This window comes from Micromonospora sp. NPDC005174, from assembly GCF_040608495.1.
Taxonomy (GTDB): domain Bacteria; phylum Actinomycetota; class Actinomycetes; order Mycobacteriales; family Micromonosporaceae; genus Micromonospora.
In genome coordinates this window covers 15,097-37,959 of record NZ_JBEXIJ010000040.1, presented here as the reverse complement: position 1 = coordinate 37,959, position 22,863 = coordinate 15,097, and the positions used below count along the sequence as shown (strand labels likewise).

Genomic DNA, 22,863 nt, shown 5'->3' with positions numbered 1-22,863 from the left:
CATTAAACCGGCATGGCGGATTCGTCGCGGGGTCGTCCGGGCTCCTAGCATCACCTGGTGCGCATGACGTCGCTTGCTGCCCTGCTCGTCCTCGGTGTCGCCACCGCGACCCTGCCCGCGTGCGCGTCCGACAAGCCGACGCCGAACGCCGCACCGTCCGCCACGCCGCAGAGCGTGGCGACCGGCGACCAGGACGTCGTGCCGGCGGGACGCGACGCCCTCGGCGGTCCCGGGGCCAGCGCCAGCCCGAAGCCCGCCGCGAAGGTCGCCGCAGCCGGCAATCCGAACGGCCACGCGAGCGTGCCCACCGAGGCCCGTGCCGTGGACACCTCGAAGCCGACCCGGACCATCGGCACCGGCACCCCGGCGAGCTGCACCTCCGCAGCCGTGGTGAAGGCCGTCGCCGCCGGTGGTGTCATCGCGTTCAACTGCGGACCGGCCCCGGTGACGATCAAGATGGCCGCCACCGCCAAGGTCCGCAACGCCAACGGACCGAAGGTCGTGCTGGACGGCGGCGGCAAGGTCACCCTCAGCGGCCAGGGGCAGCGCCGCATCCTCTACATGAACACCTGCGACGAGGCCCAGGGCTGGACCACCTCGCACTGCCAGAACCAGGACCACCCGCAACTCACCGTGCAGAATCTGACCTTCGCCGACGGCAACTCCACCGGCGACAAGGCCGAGGGTGGCGGCGGCGGCGCGATCTTCGTACGTGGCGGCCGGCTCAAGGTCGTCAACTCACGCTTCGTCCACAACCGCTGCGACCGCACCGGCCCGGACCTGGGCGGCGCGGCCGTGCGGGTGCTCAGCCAGTACGAGAACAAGCCGGTGTACGTCGTGAGCAGCACCTTCGACGGCGGCTCCTGCTCGAACGGAGGGGCGCTGAGCAGCATCGGCGTGTCGTGGACGGTGCTGAACAGCTTGTTCAGGAACAACGAGGCGATCGGCAACGGCGCCAACCCGGCCAAGTCGGGCACCCCCGGCGGCGGCAGCGGCGGGGCGATCTACTGCGACGGCAACGAGTTCGCGGTCCGCATCGCCGGCACGGTCATCGAGAACAACAAGGCCAACGAGGGCGGCGGAGCGATCTTCTTCGTCAGCAACAACCGCACCGGCACGATGAAGATCGAAAGCTCGACCCTGCGCCGCAACCCGAGCGGCAGGTTCGAGACCCCCGGCCACCCCGGCATCTTCTTCCTAGGCGCAAACCTGAGCTGATCCCGGCCCCCTCCCCCTTGAGCGCGGTGATCAAGAGGTGTGCGTCAGATTTCGCCCGTCTGATGACGCGAACTTCTTGATCATCATCAGTAGGGGTTCCCCTGGCCCGGGGGACGGCCCGCCAGGAGGCCGGTGGGGCGACCGGGCTGCTGAGCTGCGGCAGACAGGAGCGGGCTGGCCGTGTGTTCGCCACCGGCCATGCCGGCGAACAGCTCCTTGAGTGCGGTCAGCGCGTCGATCTTGGGCGACCAGCCCAACTCGGCCTCCGCCCGCTCGCTGGACATCAACGGCGCGTTCAGACCCAGCTCGACCCAGCCCGCGTCGACCGGTTGCAGCCGTGCCCGCCACGTCAGGGCCGCCGCCACCCGCAGCACCGGCGCCGCGACCGGCACCGTCCAACCGTGGAAGTGCCGAGCCACCAGCTCCGGAGTCAGCACGGGGTCCGCGGCGACGTTGAAAGCGCCGCGCGCATCACCCATGACCGCCCTCGCGTACGCGTCAGCCACATCGTCGGCATGCACCGCCTGCATCCGCAGCCGTCGGTTCGTGGGTACGAGGGGAATCCGCCCGAAGCGCAAAAGTCGTACCGGCGCGAACGGGCCGAGAAAATAGCGGGTGATCTCCACGCCGGCGTCCCTCTGGAAGATCAACCCGGGTCGCAGCCGTACCACCCGCACGGCCGGGTGCTCCCGCTCCAACCCGTCCAGCAGCGCCTCGACCTCTGCCTTGTGCTCGCTGTACGACGATCCGGACACCCCGGTGGCCGGCCACCGCTCGCTGATCGGGTGGTCCTTCGGACCGGGCGCGTACGTGCCGACCGACGACGCGTACACCAACGCCGGCACCCCGGCCCGCACCACCGCGTCGAACACCGCCCGACTGCCGTCGACGTTGGTCCGGCGCAGCACCCGCTGATCGTGGCTGGGCTGGATCTGCCAGGCCAGGTGCACCACCGCGTCCGCGCCAGCGAAGATCTCGGCCAACTGGGCCGGAGCAGTCGGCGCGCCGATGTCACAGGAGTGCCACTCCACCTGGTCGTACGGCGTACCGGCATCCGGGCCGGGCAACCGCCGGGCCACCCCGGCCAGCTCCACACCGCGCTCCCGGCGCAGCCGCCGCAGCACCGCCGTACCGACGTTGCCGCTCGCCCCCACCACCACGATCCGCATGCCCGACCCGTACCCGCCCAGCAGGCCCTCAACCACCGTCCGTCCCAGCTTCGGGCCGCTTGATCGACTCGGTCTCCCGGAAAACGGGGGCGTCCCGGCCGCTCGGATGCCCCGCCTTCCCGGAAGCCGAGTCGATCAAGGGCGAGGCGAGTTCCGGGCCCAGCCGTGCTTCTCCTTGCCGCGCCGGCCAGTCGTGGCCGCCAGGCAGCGCGAGCAGATCCAACCCACCGCGTCGGTTTCGGTGAGCACGTCGGTGCCCGAGTAGTCGAAGCGCACGTGCGGGAAGCGACGCAGCCGGGTACGGCTCAGGGCCAGGCCGCAGACCGTCTGGTTCTGGCCGGGCAGCCAGGCGTGCGCTTCCCCACCCGGCTGACGTACGCCGTCCGGCCCGATCTCCTCCCCGGACGCCGCCACGGCCGGGCTGCCGCTCGCCCTCATGACCGTCGCCATTCCCCGACCACCCCTGGCCATGCACGCCCGCCCACCGCTCGACCCGCTCCACCGCTCGCTGCTTGATCCACTCCACGTCGCCGACCTGGGGCTATCCCCCGCCCCGGACACCGCCACAGCGCCGATCTGGTGTTGATCACGTGCGCTGATGAGGCATCGGCGGCCGGCCGGAAGCCGAGAGCCGGCATCGCTGACTGTCAGGTAACCTGAGCGCGCGGGCCGCTAGCTCAATGGCAGAGCTGTGGACTTTTAATTTTCAGAAGCGCTTTTTGCCACCGTTACTTAACGGAATCCATTTTCGTCCGAACTCTTGGGCGCGAATCCAGGAACATGCCACCGCGTATCAGCAGGTCACTGCGGTCGTCACCCGTTGTGTTTGTCTGATCCAAGATTGCTCGTGGTCGAAATCCAGAATCTAGGCATACAATCCGTCCACGGTCGCCGGCATCCGGCCACCCACGGAACACCCACGGCCCCACCAGTCGCCCTGCTTGAGCATCAGAACGCCCATCGCAAAGATAGAGGCAGCCGCAGCGGACGCCCGCCAAAGTTCGACCGGGAACCCCCAGCGGACACGACATGGCGTCGAAAACGGCGTAGCCCGACCCAAGCGCCACCGCGGCGTGGCAACCCGCTACGACTGCGAGGCCGTCCGGTTCGAGGCCGTCCTGGCCATCACCCATCATCTGCGAATGGCTCTGACCAGGCTTACGCACATGCCTTAGAACGTGTTTGAGAAGTCTTCGTGTTCAGCGGTCCGTTGTCGTGACAGCTCCGCCGCCGTTGTCCATAGTGGTCGGATGCCGCGCCTGCGTCGCCGCTACCCCTCGGACCTGACCGACGCCCAATGGGCTCTCGTCGAGCCGCTGCTGCCTCCACGGAGAACCAGCGGCCGGCCGGAGAAGCATCCGCGCCGCGACCTGGTGGACGCCATCTTGTATGTGGTGCGGACCGGCTGCTCGTGGCGGCAACTGCCGGTCGACTTCCCACCGTGGCAGACCGTGTACTGGTACTTCACCCGCTGGGAGGACGGCAAGGTCACCGAGCGAATGCTGGTCGTGCTGCGGCGGCGGGTCCGCGCCGCCCACGGCCGTGCCGAGGAGCCCTCGGCCGGGATCATCGACTCCCAAAGCGTCAAGGGCGCCGACACCGTGCCGTATCAGACCCGCGGCTACGACGCGGGCAAGAAAGTCAAAGGCCGCAAGCGGTTCATCGTCACCGACACCCTCGGGCTTCTGCTGGTCGTGTGCGTCATGGCCGCGAGCGTGCAGGACCGCGACGGGGCCAAGACCACCCTGCTGTCGGCGTACCTGTTCACCCCAGTCAGGTTCGTCTACGCCGACGCAGGCTTTGCCGGAGTGCTGGTCGACTGGTGCCAGCGGATCCTGCGCACCACCCTGGAGATCGTGCGTAAGGCCCCTGGCCAGAAAGGGTTCGCGGTGATCGCCCGACGTTGGGTCGTCGAACGCTCGCTTGCGCGGCTGACCGCACACCGGTGGCTGGCCCGAGACTACGAACGCCACCCGGCCACCTCCGAAGCGATGATCCGCTGGGCCGCGATCAACGGCATGCTCCGCCGTCTCACCCGAGGCGGACCCGCTATCCGTCAGCAACGCCGGCGCTGGCCAGACGACGCATGAGATACCTTCCCAACCGCCTCGGCGCACCCGGGGCTCCTGACCGGTTCTGCGATGCGAGGCTGATGGTCGGCAGATTCACGCCTGCCGGAGCGCGGCCAGCTTCTCCGACGGGAACGGAATTCCGCCCCAGTTCCGCTGGTAGCGATCCAGAGAACCGGCGCGATCGAGGGCCTCTTCCGCCATACGCTGCACCGCAGAGATCAGGCCGGCCACCTCAACGCGGCCATGCCACCGGCTGACACCACCGCTCCACCGATGGTCGTCCGAACCGACATCATCGAACTCCACGATCTGGACATACACCTCTTCGGTCGCGCCCGAGAAGATGAACCAGGTACCAGCGGGTTCAGCTACTAAAAGCGCGACCGTTGCGCTGGATCCCAGCTGGAGATCAAGAGCGGCCTGCAACAGCGAGCCAAGCCCGTCCCCAAGGTAGGTGGTGTGAACCGTAAGGTCATCAGATCCCACCACCCAGTGCAGGTCAGCCGATCCCACGTTCTTGACGTCCCAGCGCAGCGACAACACCGGGCCATTCTCCAAACTCGTCATCAAGTCCAGTCGCCGACCCAGGGCTTTGGCTTCTCAAACACGCTCTTAGACTCCAGCGGACGTCTGGATGAACAAGGGACGGTAGGACGCCCCCTCTGGATGGTCGTATCGCGTCCATCCCAGCGACGCCCAGAAGTCGTCGGCTTCCTCGCTGAACGCGAGCAGTCGTCGATCGGGGTACCTGGACACCAACCCCCGGATGATCTTCGTGCCGACACCTCGACGTCGCTGCGGCTCCGCAACCTCGATCAGTTCGATCTCAAGTGCCGAATTGCCCAACTCAGGAGTTCCGACGTAGTGATCGATCATGACGTCGGAATCAAGCTCGATCCGCGCCACCTCGGCACCGCCCTGGCGGACCTCCAAGAAGGTGTATGACTTGTCCCCGTCAAGGGAGCGGTAGTCCCACCAGCTCAGGCTGAAGTCGTTGTTCTCAGCGAATGGATACCAGATCACCTGGTCATCCGGCGCGGGCTGCTTCTCGATGAAGTCGAAACTCACTTGACGCATCCTATTCTGGTGCGCAGACCGAGCCGGAAGCGGTGGCATCATCACGGCTGGGCGCTCGACCAGAGCAAGTCCGCCTCGCGGCCGGCTTTAAAGATCGGCGTCCGCTACGTTCAAGCGGCGATCACCCTGCCCAGCACATCCGACGACGACGTGGACACCGCGATGCGGCGCATCCGAACCCTCGCCTGCGCGATGCGGGACAGCACAACAATTACGACCGACCGTGTCGCCGACTCCCGGCGAGTGATTCTGAACAGCCGCGCCGCACTCGTATAAGATCCGCCGCCGCCTGACCGCCGCAATGTCGCCTAGGTGACGACAGACCAGAGCGGCGTATCGTCCAACGCGTGAGAGCGTTCGTTGTTACGGCAGTAACTAGAGCACCGGATTGGCAAGGCATTGGGTGACGCGGGGATCAGAAGAGTCGTAGGGGGCGTTCGCGAAACTCTCACTCTTGTCGCGTTTCGCAGTCTCCGCTGAATAGCCAGCAGGCGCAGCACCGTGTTTTAGGAGGCACGCGGCAAATAGCTGATTGGGGTCGGCCTTGTTGGGGTTCGTAAGCCGGCTGACGTACAACGGCTCGATAACCGCTTTTGTGCCCTTGTTGCATTCATCCTGCGCAGCGAGAGCATTGGGAGCCGTAATGGTTTCATAGATGTAATATCCGAATTGATCTATTTTTTCGATCGCGACACCCTTCTGTCTAACACATTCGATGAAGCGAGAGACGGCTTCCTCGTACTCTGCTCTACTGACTTTCGAATCCGAAAGCGCTTCTTTCTCAAAGTCCGAAGTCGCCGTCGCTGCGGCCCGCCGAATTTCTGCACTATAGGGGTCGGCGGGTTCCGTCTTACTCGAACAAGAAGTGATCGAGGTGAGGGCCAGCAACGCCGCCACAGACATCAGTTGACCTCGGAGCATGTGCAGAAGCGCCTTTCTGGCTAGCGTGAGTCTAACCTTTAGCTATCGGTTGCTTGAATAGCCGGCAGAAAGCTGTGTCACCCGTCGTCGCAAGATCCGTTGACGATAGACCGGCATTTCGTCTTGGTCAATAACTATGGCGTGTCGGGGAGAGGTCAAAGCGGACTAATCGCCCTCAATCTACCATCAATTCGCCGTGGGGGGACCGACCGAAGGCAGGCAGACAGCGGTCAAATCGTCCGAGCCTTCGTGGGCTTGACCATGAGCCTGGAGCCTGGAAGGATCAACGCATTCGCATCGATGGTGTTCGCCTTACAAGGAGGATCCATGACCCAACGGGGAATGCTAGGCTTCGGTAAAGTCCGCAAGGCGTTGGTCCGAGTCGCGGTGGTGGGGGTTGTCGCATCGGGAGCCATTACGGTTGTGGGGCAGCCGGCGTGGGCACTGAGCATGGGTCCCTGCCGCGTCTCGCCATCCAAGACGTCGACTGCCACTAACGTCGAGAATGTGGACTGTGTTGAAGTGCAGGCTCGGATTGACCGCTATGAGAGCAGCGTGGTCAAGACCTACACCGGCCCAATTCAGTACTTCACATCGTTCGTTAGTAACAGCAGGGGCACGAATGCCGGCAACGCGGTGAGGGCGAACACCGGTTCCAGCTGGACCAACTGGGATTTCGCACCTTGGTGATGAGTCTCGGCGGAATGCTTAGCTACCAACTGTGTTGGAGAATGGGCGCGGCTCGTTTCTAGCCAGTCGGTGCTCCGGGTATGCGGCCATTGCGTGGGCAGGTAGATTAACAGGCCTACGGAGTGGTCGCATACTTCGTTGACCTAGAGAGTTCTGGTGTTGTCCGTGAAGAGAGAATCCGGAAGGACGACTGAGCGTCGCAGTGCACTGCGAGAGGCCGTAAAGTCGTCCTCCATAGGAACGCTTGTTCTAGGGGCCTGTCTCGTGGCCGCAATTTCAGCTCTTTCAGCTCTGGCGTTGGTGCGGGAGAACCCGAGACCCCTGGAGCTCGCGAGGTCCAGCACCAACGGAACAATGGATGCCGTCCCTCAGACCTTTGATGACAAGCGTCAAGTCGAACTTCTTCCGGAGGTCGGCACAGAGTTCAAAGCGATAATCGGCGTATCCGGCACAGTTACTAATGTTGCCTGCCGGCCCGGCAACCCGCTCCAACTGGGTCGCGCAATCGTCGAGGTAGACGGAGAACCTCATGTGACTATTGCTACCGCTACTCCATTTTGGCGAGATTTCACGCGCGGTGTCAAGGGCAGAGATGTTCTGTCCCTTCAGGAGGCGCTCTCTCTAGCGGGATACCGGGTCCCCAAGACGGCGCGATTCGACAGCGTAACAATAGAAGCAGCTAGGAAATACTTGACTAAGGCCGGGCTCAAATGGAAGGGTTCAAAACTATCACGTTCTGTTTTTGTCTGGCTTCCGCCCCATACCCAGCCCGTTCAAGCTTGTCTCGTGTCCGTTGGGCAGCAGGTAACGGCCGGATCAGCAATCGCGGCCTTGACGCCCGAGGTCGACTCGGCACGGATCCGAGCCCTACCGGCACAACTCGTCCCGGGTGACCGGCAGTTATCAGTCGGCGAGACGAGCCTGCAGGTGGATTCCACTGGAAGAATCACAAAGGCTGAGGATCTCAGTCGGCTGCAGAGCGGGCCCGAATACAGAACCTGGCTTCAGTCCGACGGCAAGGTACCTTTGATGGCGAACTACTCGCTGAAGGAAGCCATTCCCGTCGCTAGTGTTCCAGCTGCCGCGATCGTTTTCTCGCAGAGTGGGGATGCGTGTGTCTACTCACCAACGAATGTGATGTACCCGGTTTCTATCGTCGGCTCCTCTCTTGGCCGGTCGTTGATCACCTGGGAGTCGATACAATCGACTGGTTTGAAGGTCCAAACCCAACCGGACGCTGATTTGCGATGCGAGTAATAGCGAAGAATCTCTCCCATGCGTACCAAGACAATCATTGGTTGTTTCGGGACTTGTCCTTCGAAGTTCGACCGGGTGAGTTGATTGCTCTGACGGGTCCGTCTGGATCGGGGAAAAGTACTTTACTCGGAATAATCGCCGGATGGATCAAGCCAACTCACGGAGATTTGGAGTTGGCAGGCGTATCACGTATTGGGTGGGTGTTCCAGAATCCACACGGTGTCGCCCGACGATCGGCTCTGGACCATATTGTTCAACCACTGCTAGCGGCAGGCGCTGGCCGTCGCGAGGCGACCGAGAAGGCTCTCGAAGTAATGTCTGATTTCGGGCTTTCTCGAGTAGCCCATGAACAGTTCCACAAACTTTCCGGAGGCGAGGCTCAGCGTCTGATGCTCGCGCGTTCCTTAGCATCCGGCCCAGATCTGCTGCTAATCGACGAGCCCACTGCCCAATTAGACGCTTCGAGTTCCCTGACAGTTATTGACACGATCGGCGTTCTAGTGAGCGCCGGCATGCTGGTGATGGTGGCAACGCATGATTCTCGAACTCGCGACGCTTGCCATCGCTCGATTGAGTTGAGCCAACATTGAAAGTTGCTGCTATCTTCGGAGAGGCTTGGCGCAATGTCATCTCCGGGACCACGAGGGCTTTGTCATGGACAATAATGCTTGTGGCAATTACTGGTACTCTAGCGTACCTCGATCTAAGCGTAACATCCAAAGTTATAGAAGATGGTCGAGAGTTTAAGAGTAGTGGTGGCTCGACTTATCTCATTAACGCCCCTGGGAATATTGACGGACGGTCTTGTGAACAACTGGCGCAGCTAGAGGGTGTTGTTGGTGCCGGCGCTTTACGGGTCGGGGCTGAGCAGCCCATAGTGCGTGCACTTCCTCAAGCCGGTGTGACTTTCCGAGAGATTTCTCCCGGTTTCACTAGTGTGTTGCCGTTGATTCAACGGCGCGATAGTAATTCACTGGACGGCGTGTTCGTGTCCGAGGCGTTAGCCGAATCCCTTGGGCAACCGGAAGATCTATGGTCGATTGCCACTACGCGTGGCGAGTCCTCGGTCTCGGGCGTTTACGGATATCCAGATGATGGTCGCCTGCCGACCCTTCAATCTGCGGTGCTAAGCCCTGTGCCAGTTGGTGACGTGTTTGACGAGTGCTGGGTCGTCGTTTGGCCAACAGGAGCTCCGGTAGCTTCGCTCCTGCGCTCGACGCTCACCGTCGGGGCGCTCTCTGCCGACAACGCGCGAGTTCAGCAGTTGAACCCTAGATTGGGGGATGATTTCGACGGCGCGTCTCGATTTGAGCAACGCCCGACACGATACCTTCCTCTTGTTTGCCTAGTGTTTGGCGGATTTGCCGGCTTCTTCTCCGTGTGGCTCCGACGGCTCGAACTGTCGTCCGCTCGTCATGTGGGAGTCAAGGTCATCGACCAAGCTGTTCAAGTTGCCATCGAGACACTGGCGTGGTGTGGGAGTGCTTTTTGTGTGACTGCAGCTTGGCTCGCCTGCTTCCAGCTGGGCAAAATGCTAGATGTAAGCCATTTCCTAACGATGTTGGGGCTTCAAACGTTTATGCTGGGTGCAGTAGGAGCCATCCTGGGCGCCATGGCTGCAGTGCTGCAGACGCGGGAGCGGCATCTTTTTAAATACTTCAAGCAGCGATGAACCCAGAATGGTTGCGTCCAGGGAAGTGGTGTACGGCTTGCCCGTGATGGGTGTTGCGTAGATGAGAGACGCCATCGTGTCGTCCTTCAAGGCGACCAAGTCGGAGAAGGACGAGAGAACGCGATGGCCGCACCAGAGAATGCGATTTCTGTTGGCCGCTGCGCGAGCAAATCGAGGACGCGTCGCCGGACGTGTTGCAGGCGATGATCAAGACGTTCGTGCAGGCGGTGATCTCTGCGTCAGCGGACGCGGTCCGTGGCTCATGGCGCCTTGGTGTAGCGAGTCCGCGATGATCTCCAGCAGTTGCTGTGCTTCTTTGTTGGTGTCGCGCCAAGCTTCGGCGAACTGATCGAGCTCGCTGCTGGTGGCCCAGCCTGCAGGCAGTTCCGGGAGGATCTGGTCGGCGTCGATGAGGCCGCCGGCGGCGGCTTCAATGCTGTCTCCGAACCCGTGGGTGGCTTGTGTCTGGGCGGCGTGTCGTAGGGCGAAGGCGTAGACGAGCGCGCCGACCAGGGCTCGGGGGTGCATGAGTGGTGATGCCGTCGCGCACGACACCCTGGATGAGGGCGCGAGGGGTATCGGCCCACAGCACGTGGGGGGCGATGCGCATGGCGATGCCGTTGGCGCCGGCGTTGCGGTATCGGGCAAGTGAGTCTTGGGCCCGGGCCGACTTTCCAGCGTCCCAGGGTGGGCGGCCGGAGGACCATGCGGCGGCGGCGCGAAGTACTGCTCCGCCACCGCCGCGCTGGTAGAGCAGCCAGGTCGGGAGTTCGGCCTCGGTGAGCCGCTGCCACCAGCGGTCGCCGGCAAGACACGCGCGGGCGGTCGCGAGTAGCAGCTGGGCGTCGTCGCTGTATTCGCCTGGCTGGACAGGGTCGCGGTAGCGGCTGGAGTAGTGACCGGCGTGCCGGATCCAGTTGCGGAAGAGCATCGCCCGACCGTCAGGACAATGGACGGGGCCCCACTCACGTCGGGGCGATCATGTGGCCAATTCATGGCCCGCGCCGGTGGCAACACCGTGGTGATGAACCTCGACACCACGCCTCAGACGAACTCCATGCCGCGTGGGACCCCACCGAGGCGGTGGGGCCGCGGTCGCTGTTACTCGGGCGCCCGCGGCTCGGGCAGTGGGCCGGCGATTCTTGCAATCGCAGGCCTACTGGCGCTCACAAAGCGGCGTCGGCGAGGATGGTCCCGTCGCCCAGGATCACGGCGGCGTTTCCCGTCAAGTACATGTGTTTATGAGTTCTGCGTCCTGAGCTGTCTCAGCGGGCGCGACATGCCGCGGCAAGAGCATCTCGGCTTACGATCTACTCCCTGACGGTGTCCGCCTCAAGGAAGCGACGGAGTCGCCCGCCCTCGTCCACACAGTCGAGTAGATCGCGGTGCGGGATGTCGTCCATCCCGTAGCGGTACCGACGTACGAGCAGATCTCTCATCGCTTCCTCAGTAGGCCGCTCCTGCCGACCCCGAAGGCCCCAACGTTGCGCCACCGTGGTGGTCTGCATCAAGGTGTGGGTGGCGAGAGCGACGTCAGAGAAGATCTCAAGCGGAATTTCTGGCGACGCCTTGGTTTCTGGCTCTCTCGCCAGCCGCATCGCCGCTGCTGGGTCGCCGAAGCCTGGCCTGATGCCAGCCTTCAAGATCCGCCAGTTCCAGGCGACATTGACGAGGACAACCAAGATTTGCCAGTCGAGCCATCCGGCCTCTCGCAAACGAACGATCCTCGCGCGGCAGGTCTCGTCTGCAAGCAGTCGGGGCAACGTGTACAGCAAGGCTTGGTTTGCAACCTCGTACCGCTCGCGGATGGCCTGAATCGCCGCGCCGCGGTCGTAGCCGGAGCCGGCACGCGTGGACGCGGCCAGCGGAGCTGGTGCTCTCGGACTGAACCCGGCCGAGGACGCTGGTCGAGTCGCAGCAGCACACCTTGCATAGTGCTGGTCGTCTAGCAGTCCGGCCACCTCCTCGTATGGCCGCCCGATGAAGAGCTTGTGCATGAGACCGGCCTTGATCATCGGCTCCATCAGCGCCTGAAGGTCGGCTGCCGGCCGGGCGTGGACAGCGTGCAGGAGCTGAAAGCATGTCGCGACCAATGACCGTTCGCGCACGTCGCTGTCGGTGAAGTCTGCGGACAGGACAATGTCGGCACGAAGCTCTGGTTCGGCGTCGTCGATATCAACTTTGTCGACCTCATGGCCCGCGTCAGTCCTTACATCCACGCTCACGCGGACCGTGCTCTTAATGAGGACCGGGTGGTGAAGCGCGATGTCGGCAAGTAGGATCTGGAATGCCGCCACGAGTCCTTCCGATGCTAGGACGGTGGTCCGGTCATTGCCGTAGCTGAAGATCCATCGCACACCGAGCGCCTCGAAGTCGACGATGCGGGTGGGACCGGCATCACCGAACACGGGCCCGGCGAGCTGCTCTGCAGCGGCCTGCTGGAATTCAGCCTCGGACATCTCGTACTCGGCACCCGATCCGGAAATCATTGATGTCAATAGGTCAAACCACTCGGTGCGATAGTGTGCTTCGGCGATGAGGGTCTCAAGCGTGGGCCAAAACTTCCGGACCGCAGACAGTTCCAAGGCTTCGTTCGTCCTGTGGCGTTCCAGGTCCGGATGCTTCTCGAAGTCGAACGGGTCGGTCAGGTACTGGGCGCGGGCCATCAGCGCGATCTCGGTCAGTCCTGCGGCGTCAGCCCAGCAACCCGCATGTTGGGAGTGCTGTGCCGCCTCCAACAGAGCCTTCGGAAGTTGAGGCTTTACGTCCGCATCACCGTGCGCGGATGCCAGGGCTGCAGCGCTGCACGCGTACATCTTCGCCGCGTACATCAGATTCAGTTCAGCGAACAGTTTGCCGATGAACCGCATCGCGAACACCGCGCCGTACAGCGTGTCGCCGGTGAACCAATTCGCCTTCGCGTTATGCAGCTCGAGCAGAGCTTCCAGCGGCTTCCCGGCCTTCATGAACGCCGCCGTGCGATCTCGGCATCGCTCAGCCGTCGCTGCCTGACCCTGGGCTTCGGCCGTAGCCGCATCAAGACCGTCGCGGACCTTGACATAGGACGGATGCTCGGACACGAGCGGCGCAAACATGGTGAACACCCTCGCCAGTTGAGTCACTGAGTACGCACGCGCACGCGGCAACAAGCCAACCAGCGTTTCCAGGTTCTTCATCGCCGAATCGGCGTCTACCAAGTCATCCTCGACCAGCGCCGAGGTATCTACCTCGAACTCGTCCAGCTTCACCCCGACGTTCGCGGCCACCGCCACCCGCTGCGGTCGGCCGCGCTCTTGCTCCGCCTTTCGCCAATTGGGCACTAGGTGAAGGAACACAAGTGTCCCGGTCAACGACGCAGCACGTATCGGATGAGTCGAGGGATCCGTTCCCGCGATCAAGCCTCCTACGTGCACACGCAACTGCTCCACGGCGTCCGAAATCTCGGTGACCTCGGCCCGCCCAACGCCGCTCGACCACATAACCCCCCAGTAGGAGACCAAGGTCACGGCGTCCTCGACAACATTCGGATGGCTGCTTCGGCACGCGAACGCAAGGGCCCGGCGGACTAGATCTTCAACACCGGCCGCCACCCCCATGCCCCTGAACCGTGCGACGGCCATCTCATAGCACGCCCGGAACACCAGCTCGGAGTCCTCACCATCCTCCGAATCAGCCAAGAACGCGCCCATAAAGTCCAGCCACTCGGGCAGATCTGCGTTCGCGCCCTTGTCCCACGTCGCGAATCGCAGACCCTGCGTCACCTCGCCCTGAGTCGCAGGGGTCAGAGCCGCCGGGCCATGGTTCTGGCGCAGCCTTTCTAACAAGTCGGCGTACCACCCCGGCGCAGACTCGCCCTCCGGCGGTGGCACCAACGACGACGGCAGGTCTAGATAGTGCCGGGCCACCCACACCAGGTCCGGCTCGGCCAAAAAGGTCGCGATGTCAGCACCACAGAAGACATCGAGCGTTACCCCGTACGTCTCACGAGCCGTCTTCTTCAGGTCATGCGTGACGCCCTCCGAAATCGCATGCACGCTGAAGAACGCGACATGAGAGACAGAGTCCGCATCCTCGTCGCAGATGCCGGCCAAGTCATCAAGTATCTTGCTCTTCAGCTTCTCCCGCTGCACGGTGCACGCCACCACCACGGGCGCGGTCGAAGCAGACGCCGAGAAGCCCGCAGAGTGCGGCAACTCGTCCGGGATCCGGGTGGTGTAGGTCTCAGCGTCCCGCTGCTGGTCACCACCCGAAGTGACCGGGCCCGTCGCGATCAGGATGTTCGAGCTGATGCGCTTGCGGGCAATCCGGGTGGCGATCTCCTCGAAACGATGATGCTCGTTCCTCGATGCGAGCTCACCCAGCCGGAACTGGATGTACGCCTCAGCCTCAGCGATGGGTTCAGCCACGCAACAATCATGCCGTCTTTCAAGTGAGCCGCAAATCACGGGGGCAGTTCAGGACTCCCTGCAATGCGATTAGGACACGCTGACTCTGTACCGGACCAGGTGGCCTTCGGGCCGTGCGGCGCCGCACGGCCCGAAGGCCTACGCCGCGGGCCGCCAAACACGGGCTGCGGATCGGGTACGCGGCCGACACCCGCCTGGACGCCGACCTCCTGTCCGGCGCGCACCGACCCCGCCCCCACCGCGCCCGGCGCCCGGCGCCCGGCAACTCGCGCACGATCACGGCACCCGGATCCTCGCCTCCGCTGCCGGCCTGCGCACGTTCGACCACAACGGCTTGGAGGACGGCGCCCGACCGACGACTCCTGGCGAGGCGCGGCAGACTGTCGAGTAGTCCGACGGTGGCGGGAGGTCCGTACGTGAGGTTCAGGCGCCGGAACCTGGAGGCACTTGGCGATCTGATTTGTGGAAATCTCGGTTCGGATGACCCGAAGCACGGTGAGGAGCCGAGGTACTTCCCGTACCGCTCGAGCTCGTATATCACCGAGTTTTTCCAAGAGCTCGACACCGACTGGGTACACGACGGGTCTACTCGGCATCGCTGGGTGGCTGACGTCTTGGAAGCGATGTTGGCTGAGCCGCACGATGGGCCAGGCCGGCCTCCGGAGATCTTCTGCCGCGTCATCGACCATCTGATGAGTCCGAGCGAGGCGATGAACGAGGGGGCGGAGCGTGAGAATGCTCTTCGTCAGCTTAACGACGTTCTCACCCGGGAGGGGTTCGAGGCGTTCTACGCCGAGGACCGGCACTGCTACCTGCGGCACCTCGGTTCGAGCACCGTCAGCGTGTTCCGGGCGAATCCGCACCGGCCGTTTACGGTCATGGAGATCAGGAGGCGGCAGGAACTCGCGGCGTACTTGAACACCTGCAGCGAGGACGATCTGATCGAGGAGGTGCTGCTTCCGCTGTTCCGTCAGCTCGGCTTCCACCGGGTAACCGCAGCAGGGCACAAGGACAAGGCGCTCGAGTACGGCAAGGACATCTGGATGCGGTACACCCTGCCGACCCAGCACTACCTGTACTTCGGCCTACAGGCGAAGAAGGGAAAGATCGACGCCTCGGGCGTGACGAAGGCCGGGCATGCCGGCATCGGCGAGATCCACCATCAAGCGCTCATGATGCTGGCCCACCAGATATTCGACCCGGAGACGAACAAGCGGGTTCTCGTGGACCACGCGTTCATCGTCGCGGGGGGCGAGATTACCAAAGCCGCCCGGAACTGGCTCGGTAACGCCCTCGACGACGCGAAGCGAAGCCAGATCATGTTCATCGACCGCGACGACATCCTCAACCTGTATGTGGTGACGAACCTGCCGCTGCCGGCTGGTGCCATCCCACCCCCGACCCCCTGGACGACCGGCGACGAGCCGCCGTTCTGAAAGTCGCGTTCAACCGTCGTCTCGCCGCGACGCCAATCCCGTGCAGCGGCGCCGCCGCCTCGGCTGGCGGATATCGGTTGCCCGGCCGCGGGAAACGCCAGACCCTTGGCGGGTGCACGCTCGTCAGCTTGACAAAATTCTCCACCTGCCGGCGCGGCAGCGTTTCGGTGTGATCGCCGAGGGCGTTGCGCACCTGGCCGCGAGTGTCGCCACGCTGGAGGCGGATGCGGCTCCGCTGGCGGCTGCTCGTCGGCACCAGAGCGCCGCAGTCTTGCGGTGTTTTGCCGACGAGGAGGCGGCGAAGGTCCTCATCCTGCTGGACGTTGCTCGGGCCGGATGGGGGCACCAAAACCGGCAGCGCGTCGAACAGTTGCTGCGGCGCCGGTTCTACCAGCACCTCGCCCGCGGTCTGTACGTTCAGGCTTACGGCGGAGCGCCGGCGGACCTCGCGGAGGTGCGCCGCTACGTCAACGGGTTACGGGCCGAGTTCTACCTCGACGGGCCAATGGATGTGGATTGGATCTTCAGCAACGAGGTCATCACCCGCCGCGAAGAGCGTCTCTACGTCGACTACATCAGGGACGAGGATGGCAACGGTTCCTGGACCGGACCGGCGAGCCGCGCCGCGATGATCGACGAGCCGTTCCAGCATGCGCCGATCCCCTCGGTGGCCATCCGATTGGTCGGCGCGATGCACCGGCTCGGGTTGCTCACCGAGAACGGGTTCCAAGCAACTCAGGCCGTCTGGGACGGGATCGAGGTGGACGACAGCATGCACTGGAGCGCACTGCGGCCCCTCAACGTCGCTGTCATCCAGCGTTTGGTCGATGCTGGCTTGCGCCTGAATGACGACGAGAACGTCGAGGCGGCGCGGTTCGTATGCGAGCACTGGATCTTCCCGCTGTACACGCTGGAACTCGACATGGAGCAGGTGGCACCGGCCGACCTGCAGGCGGCCCGTGAGCGGCGGTTGGCAGCGGAATTCGGCCTGACCGAGGATCTCGCGTACTACTACGGTGGCGAATAGGTTTTTACGAACGGGGCTTCGGATAGCCCGGTGTCGCCGGTTATTGACGCCACCGGGTGGATGCATGCCGATCTCGAGGGTTTTACCTCGCCAGCCGTCGCCTGAAGGAGACCAGGTTGTCGGGGATGTCGTCCTGGTCGTTGCTGTCGGCGGCGCAGTTCGGCCTTGCGGTGTCGACCGCGGGTCCGCGTGTTGACGCTGATCCGGGCATGTTGCGCAGCACCGCGTTGGCGAGCGTCAGGTTGGTGGCCAGGGCTCGTAGTTCGGCCAGCTCAGCGGTTTGGTTCGCGACGGTTATCTTCAGTGTGGCGGCGGTCTCCCGCAGTCGTTGCTCGGCCTCCGGGATTTGGTGGGCTTCGGCGCGGACCCGGGCGTAGAACTCGGCGCGCAGGTCGCAGTGGCGTTTCACCAGGGCCATCCGAGAGACGCCGGCCTCGAAAGCCAGCGCGACAACGGTGAGGCTGCCGTTGGAAACGGTGGCCTGCCCGGCGAGAAGCCGGTTCATGTGTTTTGTGGATCGTGAGCAGCTACGGCTGCCTGCGCGGAGGGAGAGCTGGGGAGTTCATGGTGAGGTATCGGTAGCCGAATTCGGTGAGCCTGTCGGCGTCGAGGCAGTGGCGTCCGTCGAGGACGAGTGGTGAGCGCATGGTGGGGGCGAATTTGGCCCAGTCGAGGTCGCGGTAGTGCGTCCATTCGGTGGCGACCACGATGGTGTCGGCGTCGTCGAACACGTCGTCGACACGGTCGGCGAGGTGCGCGGCGAGGGGTGGGTTGTTCGCGGCGGAAGCGGTCGGCGGCGACGGGGTCGTGCAGGGTAACGGGCCGGAGTATGCCGTTCGGACTCCGGACCACCGAATCGCTGCCCGCCTTGAGATCCAGCGCCGCACATACCGGGCTGCTGCACGACTTGTCAAAGGTACCGGGAGGGCTCACTCCCGAACCGCCCTCTGCCACCCCGCACTGTGGAGTGTGGGGTGGCAGAGAGGGATCGTCTCTGATCAGATGAATGCGGCGAGACCGCCGCGCTCATCCGAGTGCGCGATCAGGTGTCGCAGACGTGCACCCCGTCAATTTTGTCGTTGTAAGGCGTGTCGGCGGCAAGGTTGCTATGCCAGTCGAGTGCAGTACTGCCGAAGAGATAGATCCAACTACTCACGCCGTTCCAATTGTAGAAGTAGGTGTTGGCCCCGTCCGTCTGGTTGTTGACGTAAGCCGACACCTTGTCGTTCCACTTGCCGCCCGTCGGGAAGTTAATCGCCCCGAGATCCATGAACGCGCAGTCGTAGAACCTAATTCTGTATCCCGCGATGTAACCCGCGTCCGCCCACATGCAGAGGTACTTGTATTCGCACGTGTAGACCGAACCGCCGGCGGCTGCGAACGTGCGATCAGCCGGCTTGCTTGATCGAGCCGGAGCCTTAGCCGCAGTCGGAGCCGAAGCTGGAAGTGATGCGGCGGGCCGGACAGGATTGGGAGACGCGAGGGCTGCCTTGACAGCCTCCTTGGAGAGGACACGTTTGTCCCGCGGCTGGTCGGCCGGCATGCTGATCTCGACGCCAGGAGCGATCCGAAGGGTGTCTTCGCTGACCACCTGGGATCCCGGGTACAACTCCATCAGCGACTGAAGAGCCACCGACACCGTCGCATCTGCCGACATTGCCGAGGCCTGGCCGGCCTGTGCAGGTCCTCCAGTTGCGGCCACTGCGGTTACGGCAGTGGCTGCGGCCAGCAGGAGACGAACTAACCTCTTCGAAGTTGCCATCAATTCCTTCCCCCGTGTGAGCTTTGGCTTGCAGCGAGAATCGTCGTGAAGCCATGCGAAAATGAGTCGCCCGCTAAGCAACAAATGTTTTGTTGCCCAAGTGGCGGTCCTCAGGCTAACAGCAAGCTGGGCCACAATTTGGACCCCAACCGCATCGTCAAATCACATCGACGCTTCTGCGCTTACTTTGTCGCGGGGAGTACTCCGAGCGGCAGCATGAACAAGCAGGTCAGAGAGCCTTCCGTGAAAGTTTGGTGACCGTCTGTATTTATAACGAATCGGTAACACTGCCGTCGATGGCGTCCAGCGAGCGAACCCTTGGTCCCTCCCGTGCATAGATGGGACGTCCAACGAGACGATCCAGGGAGGCGGGGTTGAGGCAGTGATCGACACGGAGGACGGCGCTCAAGGCCCCTCGCGCGCGGGCGAGAGCACCGACGCCGAGGTCATCGAGGAGTCGCTAGCGCAGCCTGGCCGGTTTGGCGTGCTGTACGAACGGCACGCCAGGGTGTTGCACGGGTACGCGTACCGCCGTCTAGGACGGGAGGCCGCGGAGGATGTCGTCGCTGAAACCTTCATGAAGGCCTTCCGCGCCAGGCGGACGTACGACCTCAGCCACAGTGATGCTCGGCCATGGTTCTTCGCCATTGCGATCAGAGAGATCGCTCGTCATCACCGGGTTGAGCAGGCCAGGTACCGGGCCCTCTCGCGTTCTTTTGAGGATCGAGGTGACGAGGACCTTGCCGATCGAGTCGCTGATGCAACCTCGGCTCACACCTGGCGGAAGCCGCTCGTGGAGGCGTTGGCGAAGCTTTCCCGTCGGGAGCGGGACGTGCTGCTCATGGTCGCCTGGGCTGACCTGACTTACGAAGAGGCAGCCCGAGCGCTCGAGATACCGCTCGGCACGGTCCGATCACGGCTCCACCGGGCGCGACAGAAGATCCGCAGACATCTGCCTGACGACATCACCTTGGAGTTGGTGTGAAGGACTTAGATCTCATCAAACAGTTGGGCGATGACCTAGCCCCTCGAGGTGATGAGCCTCTCGCCGGTCCGCCCGCGTCAGCCTTCCGTGACTCGTCTCGGAAACGGCCACTCAAAACGTGGCAAGCCGGGGTGCTGGCGCTCACCGTGGCGGGCGCTATTGCAGGGGCAGCGACCTTGAGGCCAAGCCCGAACACACCCGGCGGCCAGGCGGCCACACCCCGAGCCGCCACAGTCCTCGACAACGCTGCCGCCGTAAGCCAAGAGTCGACCGCCTCACGGCCTCAAGGCGCGGGGTACATCTTCACCGAGACGATCAGCAGCTACCCGGAGCAAGTTCAGCAGCCTGACGGCTCCATCAAGACCATCAGGCAAGCACCGGTAGTGACACAAGTCTGGCTTTCGGTGGAGCCGACGAAGGACGGCAAGCAACGACAGCGTCCAGAGGGCGGCAACGCAGCGTGGGATCCTTGGGTTGTGCTCGCTGGCTGCCGCGAGGCCCAGGATTCGGACATACGCGCTTCCGAGTTCTCGCGCTGCGCACGCGGTGTTCTACCAGCAAGCTTTCCCACCGAGCCCGCTGCAGTGCTGGCATGGCTGAAGGACGATCGTCCGGGTCGACAGGATTCCTCGCCACCAAGCGCTGGACCGATCGCGGGTCAGGACGCCCTGGCGTTCGAAAGGGCAAGATCGCTTCTCATGACAGGGACGTATCTGCGACCTGATCAGCGGAGCGCGATCTTCAAGGCTCTGGCCCAACTTCCAGGCGTCGTTGCAGTAGCTAACGTGCAGGACGGCGCAGGTCGACAGGGAGTTGGCATCTCCGCTGGCGGTACTGAAGCGCTGGTATTCCACCCAGCCTCGTTCGCGTTTCTCGGCACCACCAGCTCAGCAGTCATGAGACAAGGCACGACTACCGAGGTCGGCAAGCTTCCGTCCTGAAACCTGTCAGGACGAACGGCGGTACTGCCGAGAGCCGGCCGGCGCCCTCGATCGCGAGGGCACCGGCCGGCATCGGTCCGTTTCGACCTAACGACTACTCGGTGCATCCGGTGGCGATGGGACGACCCCTCGACATCGTCGTTGTCGCCGATCGGGTGCAGGTGCTCTGCGACAGCCGTCAGGTCGCCCGACACGATCGCTGCTGCGCGAGCACCAAGCCCTCACCGATCATTTATCGGCAGAACGCTGCTGACCTGCCTATGGCCGGCTGGCCGCGCGGCCGAAGCCGCTACGGACGTCATCTTCCATTGCACATCGTGTGGTCACCTCTGCTGGGAGTTTGGTGATTGCGCCACTGGCGCTGTGTTCGAAATCGGGCTGCGCGGCTCGACCACCTATCCGGAGCCGAACCCTGGCCAAGGACCAGCCGCCTCAGGCGGTTCCGTCGATCAAGACCCGTGCGGACGGGCCTCGTCGTCATCATCGTCAGGCAAAGGCGCCGAGAACCAGACGCGGATCAGGTACTCCTCGATCCCGTCGTAGGGCGCGAACAGGGCCGTCCATGCCGAAGTCGGTGACGCCGTCATGGGTTCGTCCAGACGCCGCAGCGCCGCGAGGGCCTCAGCCCGGCCACGGATCTGCACCTGCGTGGTGTATAGGCCGGGTCCGCTCGGGAGGTTGATGCCTCCGATCGAGGTGCCGCTGCCGTCGGCCATCTGTAGCGTGCCGCTGGGGCATGTCAGCACGAAGGCCGAGACGTCGTCGAAGCCGATTTCCGCGCCGGACGGCTCATCCCAGACCTCTAGGGCGGCTCGTACCTTGAGAAGGTCTTGAGCGGCGGTCACGTATACCTCGTACTCCGTCGCCGCAGCACCGCGCTCGTACGACCGGGCGAGTGCCTCTTGACCGCCCTCCGCGGCGTCGCACTCCTCGTCGCGCACGATGAAGAATCGGTAGTCGGGTCGGAACAATAGTTCGTAGTGAGAGATTCGGCTGGTCATCGTTTCTCCCGCGCGTACGCTCGTCAGGCCGGCGCGGCCGACCTGACGAGCGTAGCGCCTGTTACGGGACCGTCGTGACGTGGAAGGGGTCGCAGTCGAGTAGCCGCTGCGCCCCGTAGAAGACTTTCAGCTCGTTACCCCCGATGCCGTTGTCGAGAGCGGCAATGGGCCGGGCTGACCCGTGCCAGCCCCATGGCTCGCCGGCGGTGAAGCCGCAGACTTGTAAGGGTGTGGTGTTGGCAGCGCCCTCGTAGGTGGTCTTGAACGGGTACTCGTCGCATTCAAGTCCGCCGGTGGTGTACGTCGGCCCCCACACGTCCCTGCAAACTTTTACAGCTGCGTTGTGGTTCGAGTCCTGGTTGGTCTTGTCCATGAGGCGGTGCAGTGGTGGGGAGGAACCGGGTGGGGACTTGCCGATGAAGCTGGGGAACGTCCTGCTGGGGTTGTACAGCGCATCGTGGATGTGCAGGGCTTCTTGCCGGGCTGGTCCTGTCAGGCTCAGCGAGAACGTGGGGGTGTGATCCGGGAACACCGTGCCCTTGTACTTGCCGCCTAGCGCCGGACCAGCGCTATCGAAGCGCACCAAGTGCTGTGCGAGGTCCTCTGTCCAGGGAATGGTTCTGCCGTCTTTGTAGCGGACGCTGAACTCAAATGTCGGTGTGAAGGCGACAGTGTAAAACGGGTCTGCTCCGGCGCCGTCGGGGGAGGTTACTACCATCGCGTCCGCGGTGGGCCGTTCGTACCACTGGCGAATGAGGTCTGTTCGACGTGTTGGCCCTGGGCAGACGAGGTCTGCGCGTTCGCAGCCTCGCAGAGACACTTCCAACTCCATGACGCTCTCATCTAGTTGGCTTGCCATTTTTATGTCTTCCAGACTTGCCAGGTAGTCAACTCGTCGGCTGCCGTCGTACGCGAAACCGAGAATCCATATATCAACCTCGACGAAGCCGATGTACTCACCGTTGGTCTCGCGTAGGTTGATCCGGTAGTTGTCGCGGCGATGGCACTGTTCGAAGCGGCTTAGCGACCAGCCGGTCGGGGTTAGCGCCTCAGCTCGCGTGGCACACTCCTGCTTGAGGTCCAGCGCCGCGAGGGTTCCTATCGGACCGCCACCATTCAACGCGGACGATTGGGCAGGTGGCCCGGCGGCCGACGCAGTCGCGGAAGGCGCAAATGCCGCGAGCGTGAGAGTCGCCACCAGACCAGCTGACGTCCACCGGAGCATGCGT

The 22,863-nt window shown here is 63.6% G+C and carries 23 protein-coding genes; 10 read left to right on the top strand and 13 right to left on the bottom strand.

The features are described from left to right. The first annotated feature begins 63 nt into the window (after window positions 1-63). Window positions 64-1,218, top strand: coding sequence for a hypothetical protein (locus ABZU91_RS29440; RefSeq protein WP_355247470.1), 1,155 nt, complete (start codon window positions 64-66; stop codon window positions 1,216-1,218). Between the two features lie 86 nt (window positions 1,219-1,304). Here ABZU91_RS29440 and ABZU91_RS29435 read toward each other — a convergent pair whose 3' ends face one another. Further along, a complete protein-coding gene (locus ABZU91_RS29435) occupies window positions 1,305-2,387 on the bottom strand; it encodes an NAD-dependent epimerase/dehydratase family protein (protein ID WP_355247467.1) in 1,083 nt (360 codons plus the stop codon). 135 nt (window positions 2,388-2,522) lie between these two features. Then, window positions 2,523-2,837: a hypothetical protein gene (locus ABZU91_RS29430; RefSeq protein ID WP_355247414.1), complete on the bottom strand. Its 315-nt coding sequence runs from the start codon at window positions 2,835-2,837 to the stop codon at window positions 2,523-2,525. A gap of 800 nt (window positions 2,838-3,637) precedes the next feature. On the opposite strand from ABZU91_RS29430, the gene ABZU91_RS29425 reads away from it, so the two are divergent. Next, the gene (locus ABZU91_RS29425; protein WP_355247412.1) at window positions 3,638-4,477 is read left to right on the top strand and encodes an IS5 family transposase; all 840 of its coding nucleotides are present in this window, start codon (window positions 3,638-3,640) and stop codon (window positions 4,475-4,477) included. Between the two features lie 75 nt (window positions 4,478-4,552). Here ABZU91_RS29425 and ABZU91_RS29420 read toward each other — a convergent pair whose 3' ends face one another. After that, window positions 4,553-5,026, bottom strand: a complete 474-nt coding sequence (locus tag ABZU91_RS29420) for a hypothetical protein (protein ID WP_355247409.1) — start codon at window positions 5,024-5,026, stop codon at window positions 4,553-4,555. Window positions 5,027-5,071: 45 nt separating this feature from the next. Then, window positions 5,072-5,527 (bottom strand): hypothetical protein, encoded by a 456-nt coding sequence (locus tag ABZU91_RS29415; RefSeq protein ID WP_355247406.1) that lies wholly within the window; start codon window positions 5,525-5,527, stop codon window positions 5,072-5,074. Window positions 5,528-5,545: 18 nt separating this feature from the next. On the opposite strand from ABZU91_RS29415, the gene ABZU91_RS29410 reads away from it, so the two are divergent. Then, a complete protein-coding gene (locus ABZU91_RS29410) occupies window positions 5,546-5,812 on the top strand; it encodes a hypothetical protein (protein ID WP_355247403.1) in 267 nt (88 codons plus the stop codon). 99 nt (window positions 5,813-5,911) lie between these two features. Here the strand turns inward: ABZU91_RS29410 and ABZU91_RS29405 are convergent, their stop codons facing one another. Then, window positions 5,912-6,439, bottom strand: a complete 528-nt coding sequence (locus ABZU91_RS29405) for a hypothetical protein (RefSeq protein WP_355247401.1) — start codon at window positions 6,437-6,439, stop codon at window positions 5,912-5,914. Window positions 6,440-6,784: 345 nt separating this feature from the next. Here ABZU91_RS29405 and ABZU91_RS29400 point away from each other — a divergent pair, with 345 nt between their 5' ends. The 3 genes from ABZU91_RS29400 to ABZU91_RS29390 all read left to right on the top strand — a co-directional run bounded on the left by ABZU91_RS29400 (window position 6,785) and on the right by ABZU91_RS29390 (window position 10,076). Continuing rightward, entirely contained in the window at window positions 6,785-7,147 is a 363-nt protein-coding gene (locus tag ABZU91_RS29400; RefSeq protein ID WP_355247398.1) for a hypothetical protein, read from the top strand. A gap of 1,247 nt (window positions 7,148-8,394) precedes the next feature. Beyond that, window positions 8,395-8,994, top strand: a complete 600-nt coding sequence (locus tag ABZU91_RS29395; RefSeq protein WP_355247395.1) for an ATP-binding cassette domain-containing protein — start codon at window positions 8,395-8,397, stop codon at window positions 8,992-8,994. A gap of 392 nt (window positions 8,995-9,386) precedes the next feature. Continuing rightward, the gene (locus ABZU91_RS29390) at window positions 9,387-10,076 is read left to right on the top strand and encodes a hypothetical protein (RefSeq protein ID WP_355247392.1); all 690 of its coding nucleotides are present in this window, start codon (window positions 9,387-9,389) and stop codon (window positions 10,074-10,076) included. A 207-nt stretch (window positions 10,077-10,283) separates the two neighbouring features. Here the strand turns inward: ABZU91_RS29390 and ABZU91_RS29385 are convergent, their stop codons facing one another. The 3 genes from ABZU91_RS29385 to ABZU91_RS29375 form a co-directional block, all read right to left on the bottom strand. After that, complete coding sequence (locus ABZU91_RS29385) at window positions 10,284-10,604, bottom strand: hypothetical protein (protein WP_355247479.1); 321 nt, start codon at window positions 10,602-10,604, stop codon at window positions 10,284-10,286. Then, complete coding sequence (locus ABZU91_RS29380; protein ID WP_355247389.1) at window positions 10,507-11,007, bottom strand: ADP-ribosylglycohydrolase family protein; 501 nt, start codon at window positions 11,005-11,007, stop codon at window positions 10,507-10,509. Before ABZU91_RS29380 ends, ABZU91_RS29385 begins: the two co-directional genes overlap by 98 nt. Before the next feature lie 379 nt (window positions 11,008-11,386). Next, window positions 11,387-14,482 carry a hypothetical protein gene (locus tag ABZU91_RS29375; RefSeq protein ID WP_355247386.1) on the bottom strand — a complete coding sequence of 1,032 codons (3,096 nt, stop codon included), beginning with the start codon at window positions 14,480-14,482 and terminating at the stop codon, window positions 11,387-11,389. 602 nt (window positions 14,483-15,084) lie between these two features. On the opposite strand from ABZU91_RS29375, the gene ABZU91_RS29370 reads away from it, so the two are divergent. Further along, complete coding sequence (locus ABZU91_RS29370; RefSeq protein WP_355247383.1) at window positions 15,085-15,918, top strand: hypothetical protein; 834 nt, start codon at window positions 15,085-15,087, stop codon at window positions 15,916-15,918. A gap of 112 nt (window positions 15,919-16,030) precedes the next feature. After that, window positions 16,031-16,945 carry a hypothetical protein gene (locus ABZU91_RS29365; RefSeq protein ID WP_355247380.1) on the top strand — a complete coding sequence of 305 codons (915 nt, stop codon included), beginning with the start codon at window positions 16,031-16,033 and terminating at the stop codon, window positions 16,943-16,945. 82 nt (window positions 16,946-17,027) lie between these two features. Here ABZU91_RS29365 and ABZU91_RS29360 read toward each other — a convergent pair whose 3' ends face one another. The 3 genes from ABZU91_RS29360 to ABZU91_RS29350 all read right to left on the bottom strand — a co-directional run bounded on the left by ABZU91_RS29360 (window position 17,028) and on the right by ABZU91_RS29350 (window position 18,707). Further along, window positions 17,028-17,450: a hypothetical protein gene (locus ABZU91_RS29360; RefSeq protein ID WP_355247377.1), complete on the bottom strand. Its 423-nt coding sequence runs from the start codon at window positions 17,448-17,450 to the stop codon at window positions 17,028-17,030. 22 nt (window positions 17,451-17,472) lie between these two features. Next, window positions 17,473-17,676: a UDP binding domain-containing protein gene (locus ABZU91_RS29355; RefSeq protein ID WP_355247374.1), complete on the bottom strand. Its 204-nt coding sequence runs from the start codon at window positions 17,674-17,676 to the stop codon at window positions 17,473-17,475. 311 nt (window positions 17,677-17,987) lie between these two features. Then, a complete protein-coding gene (locus tag ABZU91_RS29350) occupies window positions 17,988-18,707 on the bottom strand; it encodes a hypothetical protein (protein ID WP_355247371.1) in 720 nt (239 codons plus the stop codon). Window positions 18,708-19,089: 382 nt separating this feature from the next. On the opposite strand from ABZU91_RS29350, the gene ABZU91_RS29345 reads away from it, so the two are divergent. Further along, window positions 19,090-19,692: an RNA polymerase sigma factor gene (locus tag ABZU91_RS29345; RefSeq protein WP_355247368.1), complete on the top strand. Its 603-nt coding sequence runs from the start codon at window positions 19,090-19,092 to the stop codon at window positions 19,690-19,692. Beyond that, window positions 19,689-20,633 carry a CU044_5270 family protein gene (locus tag ABZU91_RS29340; RefSeq protein WP_355247365.1) on the top strand — a complete coding sequence of 315 codons (945 nt, stop codon included), beginning with the start codon at window positions 19,689-19,691 and terminating at the stop codon, window positions 20,631-20,633. Before ABZU91_RS29345 ends, ABZU91_RS29340 begins: the two co-directional genes overlap by 4 nt. A 449-nt stretch (window positions 20,634-21,082) precedes the next feature. Here ABZU91_RS29340 and ABZU91_RS29335 read toward each other — a convergent pair whose 3' ends face one another. Both ABZU91_RS29335 and ABZU91_RS29330 read right to left on the bottom strand, forming a co-directional pair. Then, complete coding sequence (locus ABZU91_RS29335) at window positions 21,083-21,634, bottom strand: hypothetical protein (protein WP_355247362.1); 552 nt, start codon at window positions 21,632-21,634, stop codon at window positions 21,083-21,085. Between the two features lie 61 nt (window positions 21,635-21,695). Beyond that, window positions 21,696-22,832 carry a hypothetical protein gene (locus ABZU91_RS29330; RefSeq protein ID WP_355247359.1) on the bottom strand — a complete coding sequence of 379 codons (1,137 nt, stop codon included), beginning with the start codon at window positions 22,830-22,832 and terminating at the stop codon, window positions 21,696-21,698. Window positions 22,833-22,863 lie beyond the last annotated feature (31 nt).